Origin of the sequence: Flavobacterium sp. XN-5, from assembly GCF_008033395.2 — a bacterium.
Taxonomy (GTDB): domain Bacteria; phylum Bacteroidota; class Bacteroidia; order Flavobacteriales; family Flavobacteriaceae; genus Flavobacterium; species Flavobacterium hiemivividum.
In genome coordinates this window covers 255,303-274,092 of record NZ_VOGZ02000004.1, presented here as the reverse complement: position 1 = coordinate 274,092, position 18,790 = coordinate 255,303, and the positions used below count along the sequence as shown (strand labels likewise).

Below are 18,790 nucleotides of genomic sequence, written 5' to 3'. Positions count from 1 at the left end.
TTTTCGTTTGTCGGGTGCTCAAAACAAAAAACACTTGTGATTAAAAATTGCAAGTGTTTTTTTTGTTTGAAATTCGCTCTAAAACAGCAAGAAACATAAAGAAAATAAAGCGTCATTTTGCCGTTTTATTTTATGTTTAAGTATCTGTTAAAATTGTTAAAATTGGTTTTATTTTAGATGTAAAATAAAAAAAGTAGTTCCGGTATTTAAATTTAACTAACGAATTTATAACCGTTTGCTTTTCTATTTTCAGACAACATCTTTCATACGTATCACGCATGCCATCTGTTTCTGAGCTAGCTCGTTGTAATGTTTCAATTTAAATGTTTGTTACAATTGAATTTTCACTTACTATTTTAAATGATTTTTTAAGTTAATTCTATGTTAAGAATAAAGCTGGTATTTTAACATAATTAACAAAATTTGAACCAACTCATCTTGAAAATTGTTGTTAGTCGAAAATATTTCATCAGATAATGTTTAATGTTGTTAATTTAACTTAACTAATCAAAGAAATAACAAATTATGACAAAAAAAGTAATCAGATTGCTGTTTGTACTATGTATGGTATGTACTTATGGTATGAATGCACAAACAACTGTAAAGGGAGTTGTTGTAGATTCGGCTACGAAGGTTGCACTGCCAGGTGTAAGTATCGTTATTAAAGGGACATCAAATGGGACTACTACAGATTTTGATGGGAATTATAGTATAAATGTTCCTAATAATGAGACGGCCTTAGAGTTTTCTTATATAGGTTTTGTGTCGCAAGTAGTTCAAGTTAATGGAAGAGGTACTATTAATATTTCACTTATAGAAGATATTAGTAAGCTGGATGAGGTTGTCGTAACGGCACTTGGTATTAAGAGAGAACGTAAATCTTTAGGATATTCTGTGCAAGAATTGAAAGGACAGAGTCTTACTGAAGCAAGAGAAACTAATGTAGCAAATGCTTTGTCTGGAAAAATTTCTGGATTACAGGTTATTAAGGGAAGTAATGGTCCTGCAAGTTCTTCAAAAATTGTTTTAAGAGGAAATAGTTCGCTTACAGGTGATAATCAGCCGCTTATTGTTGTGGATGGAGTTCCTATGGATAACTTTACTGGAGCAGATAATAATGACTTCTTTAATCCTTCTCAGGATTTAGGTAACGGTTTAGGTGATTTAAATCCAGACGATATTGAAACAATGACCGTTTTAAAAGGAGCTTCTGCAGCAGCCTTATACGGCTCACGTGCAGGAAATGGTGTGATTTTAATTACTACAAAAACCGGTAAATCAAGAAAAGGTCTAGGTATTACTTTTTCTGTAACAACAGGATTTGAACGATTGTTTTTAGAGCCAGAAACGCAAAGATCTTTTGGTCAAGGTAGTGAAGGCGTTTTTAGAAATGATTCCCGTACAAGTTGGGGGCCTAAAATTGCTGGACAAGAAGTAGTTGACTTTAACGGTAATACTACAAGATTAAGTTCTCATGATAATATAGGAAACTTTTATACAGGTGGTTTCAATCAAACTTATAGTTTGTCGTTTCAACAACAAGTTTCAGATGCTACATCACTTTATTCATCAGTTAACTATCTAAAAGATGATAGTAATATTCCTGGAGCAACTTTACAAAGACTGAATTTGATGACCAGAGCAGTTTCAAAATTTGGTGCAGATAAAAGATGGACTACAGACGTCAAGGTGCAGTACATTAATATGGAGGCTGGTAACAGACCTTTAAACGGTAGTAATGTAAATAATGCGTTTGGTACTATTGCTCAAATGCCAGCGTCAATAGATGTTAATGAGTACAGAGATGCTAGTGATGAATTCGGAAAAATGAGATGGTTTGTTGCCGAAAACTCTGAAAATCCATATTGGTCTGCAAAAAATAGATTAAGTACAGATACAAGAGATCGATTCTTATTAAATGGTTCATTAAAATACCAAGTTAACGATTGGTTGAGTTCTGAAGTTAAAGCGGGAGCCGATTTATACGACACTACAAATGAAGCTAAATTGTATTCAGGTAGTCCAGGAAATAATACAGGTCGCTACAGTTTTGGAAAAGATTCGTTCATCGAAACAAATTATAGTTTCTTGTTACTTGCAAACAAAGATGACGTTGTAGGTAAATTTGGTACTGCTGCAACTCTTGGAGGAAATTTAATGGCAAGAAAATCTAATTACCTTAATGGTAGTTCTGGAGATCTTGTTGTTCCGAACTTGTTTTCATTAAACAATGGCGTAAATAGCCCGTCAATAGGACAAGGTTCAAGCGAAAGAAGAACAAATTCTATCTATGGAACTTTCCAAATTAATTATGATGGATATGCCTTCCTTGATTTTACAGGGCGTAATGACTGGTCTTCTACTTTAAGTGAAGAAAACAGATCATTCTTTTATCCATCTATAAGTGCTTCATTTGTAGTAACTGATATGTTGACTAAACAAGGTGCTGAGTTACCTGTTTGGTTGAGTTTTGGTAAACTTAGAGCGTCTTATGCGTCTGTAGGTAATGACTTGAATCCGTACCAATTGTATAATTATTATTCAATAGGAAACGATGCAAATAATAATACTACTGCAGGATCCAATAAAACACTTTTCAACCCTGAGGTAAAAAGTGAGTTAATTAAATCTAAAGAACTTGGTTTAGAAGTTCGTTTTTTCCAAAATCGTTTAGGATTAGATTTTGCTTGGTATCAGTCTAACGCTACTAATCAATTAATCGATTTGCCTTTAGATCCATTGAGTGGATATAACTTTAAAAAAGTTAACGCTGGAGATGTTCAAAATCAAGGTGTTGAATTGTCAATTGTTGGAAAAGTAATTCATAATCCAGAAGGATTCAATTGGGAGTCAAGTTTAAACTATTCTCACAACAAAAACACAATCGAAAGTTTAGCAGATGATGTAACACAATTCCGTTTAGGTGGTTTTGATAATTTAGCTGTTTTGGCAGTTGAAAGAGGTGGTTATGGTGAAATTTGGGGAACTAAATACTCAAGAGTGGAAGATAAGACAAGTCCTGATTTTGGAAAAATCATTGTGGATGGTAATGGATTGCCTATCGCCTCAAGTGAGAAATTTAAATTAGGTTCACAACAACCAGATGCTATGCTAGGTTTTTCTAATACATTTACTTATAAAAACTTTTCTTTTGGTTTCTTGATTGACGCGCGCTTTGGTGGTGAAATATTTTCAGGATCAAATCATGCACTACAAGAATCTGGAAATGCTGCCGTTACTGTTGTTAATGGAGAACGAAATGATCTTATTGTAGATGGAGTTGTTAGTAATGGAACTGGAGGATTTACAGCAAATACTTTACCAGTTTCTGCACAAAGATACTGGGAGGCAATAACTGCTAGAACAGGTAACTTAGGTATTAATGAGGCTAATATATATGATGCGACTAATATTCGTTTGAGAAATATTAACGTAAACTTTGCCATGCCAAAAGACTGGTTAGGAGCTACAGGTATTCAAAGTGCTAAGATCGGATTGTCTGCAAATAACGTTTGGATGATAAAAAACAGCTTAAACGGTATTGATCCAGAGTCTGTTTTTGCAACAGGTACAAATGCAACAGGTTTTGAATATTTGTCATCACCTACAACAAGTAGTGTGTTTTTTAACGTATCATTAAGTTTCTAAAATTTAAAGCAAATTAGTTATGAAAAAAATATTAAGAAATATAGGCTTGATGGGTGGTGTCTTAGTGACTTTCCTATCTTGTTCCAATTTTGAAGAGGTTAACGTAGACCCGACTGCAGCAAATGCGGATCAAGTACAAATAGAATATTTTATCAATAGTTCTATTGGAGGAGCACAGCAAGACCCAAACATCGCAGAACGTGTTTTTGTATTGTATTGGGATGATGCAGGAAGAATGACTCGAGTAGGAACTTTATCTGAAGGTTCTTCAAATGATGACTGGACCAGTCAATATTATAATAATTATGTTTCTTCTTGGTTAAGAAATATTAATGCAGGTATTAAAATTGCAGATGAGCAATTGGAAGCTGGTAAAGCTAGACCTTATACTGCAAATCTTAAACAAGTTGCTAGAATTTGGCGAGCCTATATGATGAGCGAAATGAGTGATAATTTCGGACCGATTCCGGTGAATGGATTTCAAGGTTCAAATCCAGAATACAGTGATCTGAAAGAGGTATATTATTACATGTTGCAAGAATTAGCAGAAGCTACTACTGCGTTAGATCTTAGCGTTGGTAATGCAGACAATTCGTTAAAAAAATTGGATCCAGCTTACGGCTACGATTATGTGAAATGGAAAAAATATGGTAACTCTTTAAGAATGCGTTTAGCTATGCGTTTATCTGAAGTAGATGCAGCTAAAGCAAAACAAGAGTTTGAAGCTGCTGTAGCTGATCTATACATCAAAGATGCTTCTGATAACTTCGCGGTACAGGAAGTTGCAGGTTACAACGATTATACTGGTGTAATGACAAGAGAATGGTGGGATCATGAAATATCAGCAACCCTAAACAACTTAATGATTGGTTTAGGTGGAGTTCCTTCTGCAAATATGTTGTCTGCAGATAAACTCTCATATATTAAGCCTGCAAATTATATGGGTCTTAAATTTGAGAACCATTTTACATCAATGACAAATGATCCTTCAGCTGGATTTTTCTTTGACGGTTTGCACAATACTATGGATCCAAGAGCTTACGATTTGTATGCAATCCCAGGTGATTTTAACAACCCACAATTTAATACTTACCCATCTTGGACGAACGGGGCGAAAACGACTAAAAGAACGTTAGTGGATGCTGATAATAAAGTTGTGAAAGAAATTGACGCTGCTTACAGTTGGAATGCTTATGTTGGTGGAAATTGGGGGTCTAAAGGAGTTAAAAATAATATTTATGCCTACACAGGGACATTACCTCGTTTAGCCGACAAATATAGAAATAGCTCTAATAAAAGAATTTTCTTTGCGTCATGGGAATCTTATTTCTTAATTGCTGAAGCAGCAGTAAGAGGCTGGAGTGTACCTATGAGCGGACAATCTGCTTACGAGCAAGGAATTGCAGCTAGTTTTGCTTACAATAATGTTTCAGGACAATTAAGTACTTATTTAACTTCACAAGATTACAATAGAGTTGGAACTTCTGTTAGTTGGGGACATACAGCAGAGCCACCAGCAACAGTAGTAATGACGTATAAAGATGGATATACTAATGCTACAGGAACTTATAACATGAAGTATCCTGTAAATAATATATATAAAAATGGAACTGTGAAAAATGACCTTTTGACTAAGATTATAACTCAGAAGTTTATTGCTCAAACGCCATGGTTGCCATTAGAAACTTGGAGTGATCATAGAAGACTTGGTTTGCCATTTTTTGAAAACCCAGCTATTGAAACCCCGTTGACAGACATGCCTGCTTTAACATCGGGTAATTACATGACTAACAGTGTTAAGTTTTATGGACAGCGTTTAAAATATCCTTCTAACTTTGGTAGCAATATTCCTGGTGGATATCAGCAAGCTGTAGGTAAATTAGGTGGTCCTGATTCTGTATTTACTCCATTGTGGTGGGCAAAACAACAGTAAGTTAGTTTTTTATAGATAATTATTAAAAATACATACTAGCTTTTCTAAGTTGCTATGTATTGAATTTGAAGAAGTTTTATGAAATTAGTTTCATAAAACTTCTTCTCATTTTCAGAAGATCGAGTTAAAATATTTAAGCACTTGCATCTATAATTTCCAAGTGTTTTTGTGTTCGAAAATTATCACTAAAGTCGAAATAAGACATCAGGGGCTACAAAAAAAAAACAGCAATTAATTGCTGTTTTTTTTTTTGATGATTTATAAAGTAAATGAATTAATAGAATCGTGTTGTAAAATTAAAGAGAAGAATTTAAAATCGTTTCCTTGACCTCTTCCAGATACGATCTTCCAATGGTGTAGCGCATTCCATCTATTTCAAGGCTGTTACCCTCTACTGTATCAATTTTATTAATGGCAATCGTGTACGATCGGTGAATTCTTATGAATTCTCCAGACGGCAGTTGGTCTGTAAAATCAGATAGGGTGCTGTGAATAAGGAATTTACCATTAGTGGTATTTATTTTTAAATAGTCTTTAAGGCATTCGATAACTAATATTTCGTCTAAAAAAATCTTCTTCATTTTTTTCTTATCGATTTTAATGAAAATAAAGGGACGTTTTTTATTAGTGTCTACTGCAACTTTATTGCTTTCTAAACGGCTATATACTTTGTTTAAAGCCTTCATGAACCTTGGGAACTCTATTGGTTTTACCAAATAATCAAGAACGTCAAGGTTAAAACTCTCAGATGCATACTCGGTGTAGGCACTTGTAATGATGATTAAAGGTGGTTCTTTTAAACTTTTAATAAAATTAAGTCCATCCAAAATAGGCATATTAATATCAAGGAAGATTACATCAACAGTATTGTTATTTAAAAAGTTCAATCCATCAATAGCATTATTAAAAGTCGCTACTATTTCAGCGTTTTCTATTTGTTGTAAATAATTCTTTATGACATTAACAGCTAATGGCTCGTCGTCAATAATTAAAAATTTAAGTTTCATACGTATTAATTTAAAAAATGAGAGCCTAATCTGTGTGAAATAACGGTATACTCTTTAACTTACTTTTATTTTTAATATGACGGTAAATATGTTATTATCAGTACTTATTTTAAGATCATAGTCTTGCTGATCGTAGCCTAATATTAATCTTTTTTTTACGTTTTCCAAGCCTATTCCGCTAGATTGATCTAGACTGCTCTTGATCTCTGATACGGCAGGTAGTGGATTTGTAATGGTAAAGTAAAGAAAATTTTTAATGATAGTAAAGTCAATATCGATTTTAACAATTCCGATGTTTTTATTTACGCCATGTTTGAAGGCGTTTTCGACAAAAGTCAGCAATATAATGGGCGCTATTTCCTTATCCAATATATCACCCGAAATAGTCATATTGATACGTAATAAATCATCATGGCGAATTTTTTCTAAATCTAAATAATTCTGAATGCAAAGTATTTCATTTTCTAAAGATTGTCGTTCTAGTTTTGTTTCATAAAGTAGGTATCGCATTAACTCTGAAAGCTTTAAAATAATTTTTGGTGTTTTGTTAGACTTTTCGAGCGCTAAGGAGTGAATGTTATTGAGTGTGTTGAAGAAAAAGTGTGGTGAAATCTGTGATTTTAAAAACAATAGTTCTGTTTCTAATTGGGCTTTTTCAAGATCGGCAACCCTTTTATGTTCCTTAAGAAAATCTAAGGTTACTTTAATGGCGGTAACAAAAGTGATGACATACAGCTCGCCTAACATCATATCAATACTGTAATTTAATGATAGCTTGGTTATGGTGTGCGGTCCCTCGGGCCAGACATTAGTGCTTATTAAGAAATAAGTAAGATTAAACTTCATAACCACCATTAAAAAAAGCGCAGATATCATTAGAATTAAATACAAAAAATATTTTCTGTTGAACAAGAATTTTGGCATCAGGAAATAAATATTGAAATAACATAAAATAATATGAATAGGGAATCCCAGAAGATTTGTTTTTAAAGAATATAAGTAGTCATTAAAGTAACTTCCCCATCTAAAAGTATTGAAAAGAAAATAGACAGACCAAAAAATAATGTGATGCCAAAATGATATTTTGTGTAATCGATTAGATGTATAGTTCATTAAAAAATATTTTTTATGATGTTCAGGAGACTTAAGGTGTCGTACGTCTAAATTTATTTTAATTTCGGCTAAATTTATGAAAATTTATCAATTGAAGTTATTTTGAATTTATTTTTTGCTGAAAAACGCTTATTACCCGAGAAGGAGGAATAGCTGATAGATTCATTATTATTTTAGAATTTTTATACACAAGAAGCATTTAATAAATCAGATTAAAATAGAATCATGAAAAATAAATATCTAATTATTCTAGCCGCTGCTCTACTAATAAGCTGTAATAAAACTGCAGAAGAAAAAGAGAATGAGATTACAGACCTAAGTAGTTATGTGGATCCATTTATTGGAACCGGAGGACACGGACATACTTATCCAGGTGCGACTGTTCCTTTTGGAATGTTACAAGTAAGTCCGGTAAACGGAGTGAGTGCTTGGGACTGGTGTTCAGGTTACCACTATTCAGATGATGTAGCGATTGGTTTCAGTCATTTGAGCTTGAGCGGAACGGGTATTGGAGATCTAGCGGATATTATTTTTATGCCAGTAAACAAAGAGGTAGATTTATCTGTAAAGGCAACTTCGCGAGATAGCATCGCTTACAAATCGTCTTACAGCCATAAAAACGAAAAAGCGACCCCAGGTTACTACCAAGTTTTCTTACAGGACCACAATGTTAATGTAGAACTTACTACTTCGACAAGAACTGCTTTTCATAAATACACCTTTAAAGAAGGTGATAAACAAGCGGTAGTTATTGATTTAGGGTTTGCCATCAACTGGGATAAAGCTGTTGAAACTTCCTTAAAAGTAGAAGATGATTATACGATAAGCGGTTACCGTCACAGCAAAGGTTGGGCTAACAACCAAAAAGTATTTTTTGTTGCCAAATTTTCAAAACCAATAGCAACTCATAATTTGTATCAAAATGGTGCAATTACGAAAGAAGCTTCAGTCAAAGCACCTAAGACTTCGGCGCAATTATTTTTTGACGCTGCTAATACTAAGGAGTTAAACGTTCAAGTAGCGCTTTCTTCTGTAAGTGTGGCTAATGCCAAAGACAATTTAGTTCCAGCAGACGCTACTTTTGAAGACACCAAGAAAGCGGCTAATAAATTATGGAATTCGGCTTTGTCGCAAATTGTTGTCGAGACTCCGGTAGATTCTTTAAAAACTATATTTTACACTGCATTATACCATGCACAAGTAGCGCCAGTAACTTTTAGTGATAAAAACGGACAGTTTAGATTAGAAAATGACAGTATTGTCACTGCCAAGAATTACACGGCTTATTCGACACTTTCACTTTGGGACACCTTTAGAGCGGAGCATCCTTTGTTAACGCTTATCGCTCCTGATAGAGTTTCTGATATTGTTAATTCGATGTTAGCCTATTACGAAACTAAAAAAACATTACCGGTTTGGACATTATACGGAAACGAAACTAACACGATGACAGGGTATCATTCGATTCCAGTAATTGTAGAAGCATATAAAAAAGGAATTCGTGGCTTTGATGCTGAAAAAGCTTTTGAAGCGATGAAAAACACCATGATGAAAAACGACCGCGGACTTATCTATTATAAAAAATACGGGTTTATACCTTATAGTTTAATAGATGAATCAGTTACTATTACTTTAGAATATGCTTATGATGATTGGTGTGTGGCTCAAATGGCCAAAGAACTAGGTAAAGAGGCTGATTATCAGTATTTCTTAAATCGATCTAAAGCGTACCAATATCTTTTTGATAATGAAAGTGGGTTTATGCGCGGAAAATCAGTTGATGGAAAATCGTGGAATACACCTTTCGATCCTAAACATTCGAACCATAGAGAACAAACTGATTATACTGAAGGTAACGCTTGGCAACACAGTTGGTTTGTACCTCATGCAGTGGATAATTTAATTGAAATTCATGGTGGTAACGATCAATTTGCAGGTCGTTTAGAAAAACTATTCACAGAGAGTTCTGAAATTACAGGTGATAATGTTTCTGCTGATATTACAGGACTTATTGGTCAATATGCGCATGGTAACGAACCGAGTCACCACATCGCTTATATGTTCAATCATGCTAATCAACCTTGGCGCACACAATATTGGGCGCGTCATATTATGGATACCCAATACAATACAACGCCAAATGGATTAAGTGGTAATGAAGACTGCGGACAAATGAGTGCTTGGTACGTTTTGAGTTCTATTGGTTTATATCCTATGAATCCTGCCTCGGGTGAGTATGAAATAGGAAGTCCAATTTTCGAAAAATCAACTATTAATCTTCCAGAAAATAAAATGTTTGTGATTGAAGCTAAACATGTTTCGCATAATAATTTCTACATACAATCAGCTACATTAAACGGAAAACCTTTTAATAAAACGACATTGTCACATCAAGATATTTTAAAAGGCGGTACGTTGCATTTTGTTATGGGGAATAAACCCAATAAAAATTGGGGAATAAGAGACAAAGCGCAACAACAAACTAAAAACTAAAGGAAAATGAATATAATTGATGTTGCAATTATTGCGATTTACATCGCCTTAACCTTGGGTGTTGGAATTTGGATTTCAAAAAGAGCTTCCCAAGGATTAGATTCTTATTTCCTGGGTGGGAAAAGTATCAAATGGTACTACTTAGGGCTTAGTAATGGATCGGGAATGTTTGATGTCTCCGGAACAGCCTGGATGGTTGGTATCCTTTTTTTATATGGCGTAAAGAGTTTTATGTTCATGTGGATGTGGCCTATTTGGAACCAAATTTTTATCATGATTTTCTTAGCAGCCTGGATAAGGCGGTCTAATATTATGACGGGATCTGAATGGATTTTAACACGTTTTGGTGATGATAAATCTGGTCGGGCTTCGCACTTAGTAGTGGCTATTTTTGCTATTATTGCATCCATAGGATTTATAGCATACTTCTTTGAAGGTGTAGGTAAATTTATGACCATCATTTTGCCATGGGATTTAACGCTGATGCTAAACGATGCTGTGTTTCTAACATCAGATCAAAATTATGCGCTCCTTATTATATTTTTGACAACAATCTACACCATTAAAGGCGGAATGTTTTCTGTAGTAGCGACAGAAGTGTTACAATATGGAATTATGGTTATAGCAGGTGTTTTAATCGCCGGCTATGCCTTTGTCACCGTAACTGACGTTCAGATAAATAGTGTTATTTCGGCAGAATGGTCTAATGTCTTATTTTCTAGTCAACTAGAAGGTTCGTGGACAGGCAAGTTTGAAGCGTTTAATAATCTTATTGACACGCAAGGATATAAAATGTTTGGCGCTTTTATAGGTATGTCTTTGTTTAAAGGTTTTTTTGCAAGTATTGCTGGTCCAACACCTAGTTATGATATGCAGCGCATTTTATCCACACGATCAGTAAAAGAAGCAGCATACATGAGTGGTTTTACAAACCTAGTGCTTTTTATTCCGCGTTATTTATTAATTGGTGGTGTTGTAGTTCTTGCGTTAGTGCATTTAGCGCCAGAAATGGCGGTCTCAAATACCTTGAGTTTAGCCGATTTAGAAATTATTTTGCCAAAAGTAATTAATGAATATGTGCCTGTAGGTCTAAAAGGATTATTGTTAGCAGGGCTTTTAGCGGCATTTATGTCTACGTTTTCAGCATTTGTTAACTCAGGACCCGCTTATATTGTTAACGATATTTATAAAAAATATTTTAAGCCAGAAGCGACAGACAAGCATTATATAAAAGCAAGTCATGTTGCCTCATTTGCTATAGTTATATTGGGAGTAATTATGGGGTTCTTTGCGGGATCTATTAACTCGATAACTTTATGGATTACTAGTGCGCTTTATGGCGGTTATGTAGCAGCAAATTTTTTGAAGTGGATTTGGTGGCGTTTTAATGGATGGGGTTATTTCTGGGGAATGACCGCCGGTTTATTTATAGCAACATTACAATTTTTATTAGATAATAATAAAGATAGTTTCGAGCCAGGATCTTGGCTTTATGAGGTATCACAAATTCCAGCAATTTATATGTTTCCTTTCATATTTATAGTGTCATTGTTAGGTTCGTTTCTAGGAACACTGCTTACACCAGCAACCTCAATGGAAACCTTAAAAGAGTTCTATAAAAACGTGAGACCTTGGGGGTTTTGGGGGCCAGTTTATAAAGCGTTGCACGCAGATGACAATACGGTTGATAAAAACAATGATTTTGTAAGTGATATGTTAAATTGTTTGGTTGGAGTGGTATGGCAATCCAGCATGATTTTATTACCTATTTATTTCTTGATAAGAGATTATCCAAAAATGTGGTTGGTGTTATTGGTTTTTATAATAACTACAGTTATTTTAAAATTCACTTGGTTCGATAAAGTTAAAAAATATAAAGATTAAAACGATGAATACAATTCCATGGCAAGACAAGCCCGATAATTGTCAAGATGTGATGTGGCGATATACTGAAAATCCTATCATAAACAGATATGATATTCCATCATCAAACAGTATTTTTAATAGTGCAGTTGTACCTTTTGGAGACGGTTTTGCAGGTGTTTTTCGATGCGATAACAAAGCAGTCCAAATGAATATTTTTGCTGGTTTTAGTAAAGACGGAATCAATTGGGACATTAATCACGATCCTATCGTCATGCAAGCTGGGAATACTGAAATGATTGAGTCTGATTATAAATATGATCCACGTGTGGTTTTTATCGAAGACCGCTATTGGATTACTTGGTGCAATGGATACCACGGACCAACAATTGGAATTGGGTATACTTTCGACTTTAAAGAATTTTTTCAGTGCGAAAATGCCTTTCTACCTTTCAACAGAAACGGAGTTTTGTTTCCACAGAAAATAAATGGAAAATTCGCGATGTTAAGTCGTCCAAGTGATAATGGTCATACTCCTTTTGGAGATATTTACATCAGCTATAGCCCAGATATGAAATATTGGGGAGAGCACCGTTGCGTTATGAAAGCAACTCCTTTTGAAGATAGTGCTTGGCAATGTACCAAAATTGGAGCTGGACCAATTCCTATTTTAACAAAAGAAGGATGGCTAATGATTTATCACGGTGTTATAAATACATGTAATGGTTTCCGTTATGCAATGGGAGCAGCATTGCTTGATGAAAATCAACCTGATAAGGTCAAATATAGAACGCAACCCTATTTATTAGGTCCTGCAGAAATTTATGAAACAACAGGAGATGTGCCAAATGTAGTATTTCCATGTGCGGCATTACACGACGAAAAGGAAGATAAATTAGTCGTGTATTACGGAGCAGCAGATACTTCGGTGGCTATCGCATTCGGTAAACTGAGCGAAGTGATTCAGTTTACAAAAGATAATAGTTTATAAAATTAAGTATGTATTCGAAATATAAATATTTGGCAATTTTGTGTTTGGGTGTATCAATAATGGTTTGTGCGCAATCAAAAAAAGGCGCTATTCCTGAAAGTTACATCGCCTACCACACTTTAGAAAGCATTGTGGTTGATGGCAGCGATACCGATGTTTCTTGGAGCAAAGTAAATTGGTCGGATCCTTTTATTGATATCGAAGGGGTTAAAAAACCTGCTTATAAAACGCAGGTCAAAATGCTATGGGATGATACTTATTTTTACATATTAGCCAAAATGGAGGAACCCCATGTTTGGGCAGATATTACAGAGCACGACGCGATCATTTTTCACAATAATGATTTCGAAGTTTTTGTAGATCCAAGCGGTGATGCTCAAAATTATTACGAATTAGAAATCAATGCGATTAATACCGTTTGGGATTTGTTTATTTCAAAACCATATCGTGAAACGAATGTTGTTTTAAATGATTGGAATGCCACGGGACTAAAATCTGCAATAAAAATTGACGGTACTTTAAACAATCCTAAGGATGTAGACAAAGGTTGGGTAGTTGAGTTAGCGATTCCTTGGAGTGTTTATAAAACGTCTTATTTCCATAAGAATGTGCCTAAAAATAAGTTTTGGCGCGTTAATTTTTCGAGAGTTAACTGGGACTTTCAACTTAACGATGGCAAATATGAGAGAAAAAAAGATGCTAAAGGCGCCTACCTTCCAGAGTACAACTGGGTTTGGTCGCCACAAGGTGTAGTCAACATGCACGAACCAGAGAAATGGGGTTATGTTTATTTTTCTTCGAAAGAAGTAGGAGCGAAGGATAGTTTTGAAATTCCGAATGATGAGAAAATCAAATGGAAATTATTCGAATTGTATCGTGCTCAGAAATCTCATTATGATAAAAGACACACCTGGTTTACTTCTATTAGTTCTTTCGCGGGAGCGCCAATAACTATAGAAGATAAAACAATAAAGCCAATCCTTGAAAATCATAGTTTTGGATGGACAATTTCAGTTAAAAGTCCGTTTTCAAGTAAATTATTGATTATAAACGAGGACGGGAAATTTGTAATAAAATAAATTGTAGAGAGAAGGCTAAAAGCTTTGAAAATAGACCTATTATGAAATTGATAAAATTAATTTTTCTTTTACCCTTGTTTTTTTCTTGTGGTAGTGCAATTGATAAACAAGTAAAGTCGAATACAGATATGAAGATCATTGGCTATGCCGCAGGGTATGAGAAATATGATTTTTCGCTAATTGATGCAACGAAACTTACACATATTAATTTTGCATTTGCAAATATTGTGGAAGGAAAGGCAAAATTTGAGTTGGACACTGATGCTGCTAAAATTGCAACTTTGATGTCACTTAAAAAGCAAAATCCAAATTTAAAAGTGCTGTATTCTGTTGGTGGTTGGGTTTGGTCTGACCAATTTTCAAGTATGGCGGCTTATGAAAGTACTCGGAAGAAATTCGCAGCAAGCTGTGTTGAACTACTATTAAAACATGGTTTTGATGGCGTCGATCTTGATTGGGAGTATCCAGGACAACGTGCAGAAGACAACGTTTTCCGTCCGTCAGACAAGGATAATTTCACCTTGCTATTGGCAGATATACGTAGAGCTTTAGATGCTCAAGGAGAAAAAGATAATGCTCATTATTTACTGACCATTGCTACCGGAGCAGATCAGGTATATATTGACCATACTGATTTAGGGAAAGCACATAAATATCTTGATTTTATCAATGTGATGTGCTATGATTTTTATCAAGGATGGATGTACCAAACTGGACATCACGCAAATTTGTATCCTTCTAACAAGGAAAAATATGGCGGAAATAGCGGTGTTGAAGCTATTGACAGGCATATAAAAGCGGGTGTTCCTGTGAATAAATTGGTTATGGGGATTCCTTTTTATGGAAGACAATGGGAGAAAGTGGCGTCTGCAGATGCGGTTTTATATGGCTCGGCAAATGAAGGAGGGATGATTGTATCCTATTGGGAAATTCTTGATAAATTAAAATCAGGAAAGTATGAAAAACGGTATGATGAGTCTGCGAAAGCATCGTATCTCTGGAATGCTATAGATAAAATTTTTGTGTCTTGGGAAACACCAAAAGACATCAAGTTAAAAGCAACATATATTAAAGAAAATGGACTCGGAGGGGCTATGTTTTGGGAATATAGTCTAGATAAAGATCAAGAACTATTGAATACACTTTTTGAGAGTTTAAAGTAAATTGTAATTAGTAAATACATTCCTATGCAAGCAAAATTTCTGTTAGTTCTATTGTCTATTTTAGTTGTGGTAGGTTGCAACCAAAAAGAAGAGAAAAAGGATGCTTCTGAAGCTACAATCGATGGTTCAGATTTTAAATTTGGAACCTGGATTACTTCAAGTAAAGATAAAACGAATGAGGCGTATACAGCCGAATTCAAAAGATACAAAGCAGCTGGTATTGATGAAGTTTTGATAAACACATCAACTGATCCAAAAGAATTAGCCCGTTTAGTGCCAATAGCTAAAGAAGAAGGTTTAAAAGTACATGCATGGATTATGGCTGTGAATCGTCCTGGCGATTCCATTGCATTGCAACATCCGGAGTGGTATATGGTAAGTAGAGAGGGGAAATCGTGCTTTGATACCCGTCCTTATGTAGGGTATTACCAATGGTTATGTCCGACAAGAACAGAATCTAGAAATCATATTTTAGGTTTAGTAGAAGGTTTAGCAAAAGTAGAAGGGATTGAAAGCGTTCATTTAGATTACATCCGTTTTCCAGATATTTTCTTGCCTATCGGCTTGCTTCCTACATACAATTTAAAACAAGAAACTGAAATGGCAGAATATGATTTTTGCTATTGCGATGCATGTGTAAGTGCGTTTGAAAAGGAACATCATAAAAATCCAAGAGATAGTAAAAATACATCTATCGACATGGAATGGAAGCAATTTAGATTAAATGCTATAAAAGCGTTGGTTGCTGATGCCTATAAAATTGTCCACGACAACAACAAAAAATTAACGGCGGCCGTATTTCCTTATCCAGAAATGGCAGATCATATGGTGCGTCAGCGTTGGGATAAATGGGATATTGACGAAGTGTATCCAATGATTTATCATGGGTTTTATAATGAAGAAATTGACTGGATAGGTTTCGCTACTAAGCAAGGAGTGGAGGATGTCGCTTCAAAAAACATTGGCGTGAATACTGGAATTTACATTCCACCATTTAAATCTGCTGAAGAATTGAAACAAGCCATTCGCTACGCAAAAGAGAATGGAGCCAAAGGTGTTACGTTTTTTGATGGTCCCACATTAACAGATGAATATTTGAAAGCAATTAAAGAAACTAAAGAAAGCTTTAAGAAATAATTCGTTTTCAACTAATTATAAAAATGAATTTGCAGCAATGTATTGACTTTGATTGCGTATTTAATAAATATTTTAAATAAAAAGTAATGAAAAAATTTGGTTTCATAATTCTATTTTGTTCTGTTTTCTTGATTAATTGTCAAGGAGCAAAAGAAGCGATCAGCCAAGTTAAATTAACAACTTTTGTAAACCCTTTTATTGGAACAGATGGACCAGGAAATACTTATCCAGGAGCTACGGTTCCTTTTGGTATGGTGCAATTAAGTCCCGATATTGGTATTCCAGGTTGGGATAGGATTGCTGGTTACTTTTACCAAGATTCCATTATTTCTGGATTTTCTCACATGCATTTATCAGGAACAGGAGCTGGAGATTTGTACGATATTTTAGTAATGCCAACAAACAGCCGGTTTTCAAAACGAGTAGCAGCTAATAGTTTCAAGCCATTCTCCAGCTTTTCGCATGAAAAAGAAACGGCATCTCCAGGATATTATGCGGTGGATTTATTGGATTACGGCATCAAAGCAGAGCTTACTGCAACCGAAAGAACGGGTATTCATAGATATACTTTTCCAAAGGACGATAACAGCCAAATTCATATCGATTTAGGGTATGCTCTAAACTGGGACAGTCCTACGGAAACGCATTTAAAAGTGGTTGACGATAATACTATTGAAGGTTATCGAAAATCATCTGGCTGGGCAAAAGACCAAAGGGTATATTTTGTGATCAAATTATCGAAGCCATTTAAGAGTTACCAATTATTTAAAAACAATCAGGAAACAAGTTCACCAGTTACCGACAAAAACACGAAAATCATTCTGAATTATAGTACTTCAGAAAAGGAACAAATTGTTTTAAAAACAGGAATTTCAACGGCTAGTATAGAAGGCGCTTACAAATCTTTAGCTGTAGAAGCCCCTAGTTTTGATTTCGACGCATTGAAAAAAGAAGCCGAAAACAAATGGGAAAAGCAGCTTGGTAAAATTGATATTACAATAGCCGACGAGACGAAAAAGAAGATTTTTTACACGATGTTGTATCAGTCTATGTTAGCACCTACTTTATTAAGCGACCACGATGGAAATTATAAAGGGGCTAATGATAAAACCATGAACGCAAAAGGATTCAATAGATACGATACTTTTTCATTGTGGGATACTTACAGAGCGGCGCATCCATTGTACACGATTATTCATCCTAATCGAGTTTCAGATATGGTGAATTCGTTATTAGCCCATTACAAGGAAACGGGTTTACTTCCGGTATGGTCCATGCAAGGCAATGAAACGAATATGATGATTGGTTACCACGCGGTTCCGGTTATTGTCGATGCCTATTTTAAAGGAATCGAAAATTTTGATACTGAGTTGGCTTATGAAGCCTGTATTAAAAGTGCCATCGATCATTCCAGACAAATTGATACGTACATGAAATTAGGCTATGTTCCTGTGGATGAACACCACGAAAACTGGTCGGTTTCTAAAACTTTAGAATATGCTTATGACGATTGGTGTATTGCACAATTTGCAAAAGCTGTGGGGAAAACCGAAGATTACAATACCTTTTTAAAACGCTCTGAAAACTGGCGAAATGTTTACGATTCGCAAAGCACATTTATGCGTCCGAAATTGACAGATGGTAGTTTTTTGAAGGATTTTGTGCCAAAAGAGTATTCGGCTTATTTCTGCGAAAGCAATGCTTGGCAGTATTTTTGGTCAGTTCAGCACGATATAGAAGGGCTAACCGAAATTATTGGTGGAAACGAAAAACTTTCAGAAAAACTGGATACCATGTTTAGTTTAAATCCGCTTCCAGAAGACAAATTGCCTATTTTTAGTACCGGAATGATTGGTCAGTATGCGCATGGAAATGAGCCTAGTCATCACGTGGCTTATTTGTACAATTACATTGGAAAACCTTGGAAAACACAAAAGCTTGTTCGAGAAATTTTAGAAACTCAATATAAAAACGAACCTAACGGACATTGTGGAAACGAAGACTGCGGACAAATGTCGTCTTGGTATGTATTCAATTCTTTGGGCTTTTATCCAGTAAATCCTGCGCAAGGTGTGTATGCCTTTGGATCACCTTTGGTTGATTCGGCTGTGATTAATTTAGAAAACGGAAAAACGTTTGCCGTAAAAGCGAAAAATAATAATTCAGAAAACATATATATTCAGTCCATTACATTAAATGGAAAAGAAATAAATAGAAATTACATTACGCATAAGGAGATTATGCAAGGCGGAAATTTGTTGTTTACTATGGGGAAAACTCCAAATAAAAATAACAAAAACACGATGGCGACGTCTTCAAAAATATATAAATAATAAAAGCCTGAGTGTCAGGCGGAAGCTGAG

Annotated in this window: 11 protein-coding genes; 9 read left to right on the top strand and 2 right to left on the bottom strand. The window is 34.9% G+C overall.

The window, feature by feature from the left end; translation table 11 throughout:
* Positions 1-525 precede the first annotated feature (525 nt).
* The gene (locus FQU23_RS09680) at positions 526-3,648 is read left to right on the top strand and encodes a SusC/RagA family TonB-linked outer membrane protein (RefSeq protein WP_147673630.1); all 3,123 of its coding nucleotides are present in this window, start codon (positions 526-528) and stop codon (positions 3,646-3,648) included.
* A gap of 19 nt (positions 3,649-3,667) precedes the next feature.
* Entirely contained in the window at positions 3,668-5,581 is a 1,914-nt protein-coding gene (locus FQU23_RS09675; protein ID WP_147673629.1) for a SusD/RagB family nutrient-binding outer membrane lipoprotein, read from the top strand.
* A 296-nt stretch (positions 5,582-5,877) separates the two neighbouring features.
* Here FQU23_RS09675 and FQU23_RS09670 read toward each other — a convergent pair whose 3' ends face one another.
* Positions 5,878-6,588, bottom strand: coding sequence for a LytR/AlgR family response regulator transcription factor (locus tag FQU23_RS09670; protein ID WP_147673628.1), 711 nt, complete (start codon positions 6,586-6,588; stop codon positions 5,878-5,880).
* A 54-nt stretch (positions 6,589-6,642) separates the two neighbouring features.
* Positions 6,643-7,434 carry a sensor histidine kinase gene (locus FQU23_RS09665; RefSeq protein WP_317165196.1) on the bottom strand — a complete coding sequence of 264 codons (792 nt, stop codon included), beginning with the start codon at positions 7,432-7,434 and terminating at the stop codon, positions 6,643-6,645.
* Positions 7,435-7,926: 492 nt separating this feature from the next.
* Here FQU23_RS09665 and FQU23_RS09660 point away from each other — a divergent pair, with 492 nt between their 5' ends.
* From FQU23_RS09660 to FQU23_RS09630, 7 genes are all read left to right on the top strand, one after another.
* Positions 7,927-10,194 (top strand): GH92 family glycosyl hydrolase, encoded by a 2,268-nt coding sequence (locus FQU23_RS09660; RefSeq protein ID WP_147673626.1) that lies wholly within the window; start codon positions 7,927-7,929, stop codon positions 10,192-10,194.
* Positions 10,195-10,200: 6 nt separating this feature from the next.
* A complete protein-coding gene (locus tag FQU23_RS09655; protein WP_147673625.1) occupies positions 10,201-12,078 on the top strand; it encodes a sodium:solute symporter family protein in 1,878 nt (625 codons plus the stop codon).
* A 4-nt stretch (positions 12,079-12,082) separates the two neighbouring features.
* Positions 12,083-13,048, top strand: coding sequence for a glycoside hydrolase family 130 protein (locus FQU23_RS09650; protein ID WP_147673624.1), 966 nt, complete (start codon positions 12,083-12,085; stop codon positions 13,046-13,048).
* An 8-nt stretch (positions 13,049-13,056) separates the two neighbouring features.
* Positions 13,057-14,127, top strand: coding sequence for a carbohydrate-binding family 9-like protein (locus FQU23_RS09645; protein ID WP_147673623.1), 1,071 nt, complete (start codon positions 13,057-13,059; stop codon positions 14,125-14,127).
* 41 nt (positions 14,128-14,168) lie between these two features.
* Positions 14,169-15,290: a glycoside hydrolase family 18 protein gene (locus tag FQU23_RS09640; RefSeq protein WP_147673622.1), complete on the top strand. Its 1,122-nt coding sequence runs from the start codon at positions 14,169-14,171 to the stop codon at positions 15,288-15,290.
* A 24-nt stretch (positions 15,291-15,314) separates the two neighbouring features.
* Positions 15,315-16,427, top strand: coding sequence for a family 10 glycosylhydrolase (locus tag FQU23_RS09635; protein ID WP_147673621.1), 1,113 nt, complete (start codon positions 15,315-15,317; stop codon positions 16,425-16,427).
* Between the two features lie 86 nt (positions 16,428-16,513).
* Positions 16,514-18,760, top strand: a complete 2,247-nt coding sequence (locus FQU23_RS09630) for a GH92 family glycosyl hydrolase (RefSeq protein WP_147673620.1) — start codon at positions 16,514-16,516, stop codon at positions 18,758-18,760.
* Positions 18,761-18,790 lie beyond the last annotated feature (30 nt).

Bases quoted from the DNA above. Each gene is read 5' to 3' on its own strand.
- FQU23_RS09680 (WP_147673630.1), top strand. From the start codon at position 526: ATGACAAAAAAAGTAATCAGATTGCTGTTTGTACTATGTATGGTATGT.
- FQU23_RS09635 (WP_147673621.1), top strand. From the start codon at position 15,315: ATGCAAGCAAAATTTCTGTTAGTTCTATTGTCTATTTTAGTTGTGGTA.
- FQU23_RS09630 (WP_147673620.1), top strand. From the start codon at position 16,514: ATGAAAAAATTTGGTTTCATAATTCTATTTTGTTCTGTTTTCTTGATT.
- FQU23_RS09670 (WP_147673628.1), bottom strand. From the start codon at position 6,588: ATGAAACTTAAATTTTTAATTATTGACGACGAGCCATTAGCTGTTAAT.
- FQU23_RS09675 (WP_147673629.1), top strand. From the start codon at position 3,668: ATGAAAAAAATATTAAGAAATATAGGCTTGATGGGTGGTGTCTTAGTG.
- FQU23_RS09645 (WP_147673623.1), top strand. From the start codon at position 13,057: ATGTATTCGAAATATAAATATTTGGCAATTTTGTGTTTGGGTGTATCA.
- FQU23_RS09640 (WP_147673622.1), top strand. From the start codon at position 14,169: ATGAAATTGATAAAATTAATTTTTCTTTTACCCTTGTTTTTTTCTTGT.
- FQU23_RS09660 (WP_147673626.1), top strand. From the start codon at position 7,927: ATGAAAAATAAATATCTAATTATTCTAGCCGCTGCTCTACTAATAAGC.
- FQU23_RS09655 (WP_147673625.1), top strand. From the start codon at position 10,201: ATGAATATAATTGATGTTGCAATTATTGCGATTTACATCGCCTTAACC.
- FQU23_RS09665 (WP_317165196.1), bottom strand. From the start codon at position 7,434: ATGAAGTTTAATCTTACTTATTTCTTAATAAGCACTAATGTCTGGCCC.
- FQU23_RS09650 (WP_147673624.1), top strand. From the start codon at position 12,083: ATGAATACAATTCCATGGCAAGACAAGCCCGATAATTGTCAAGATGTG.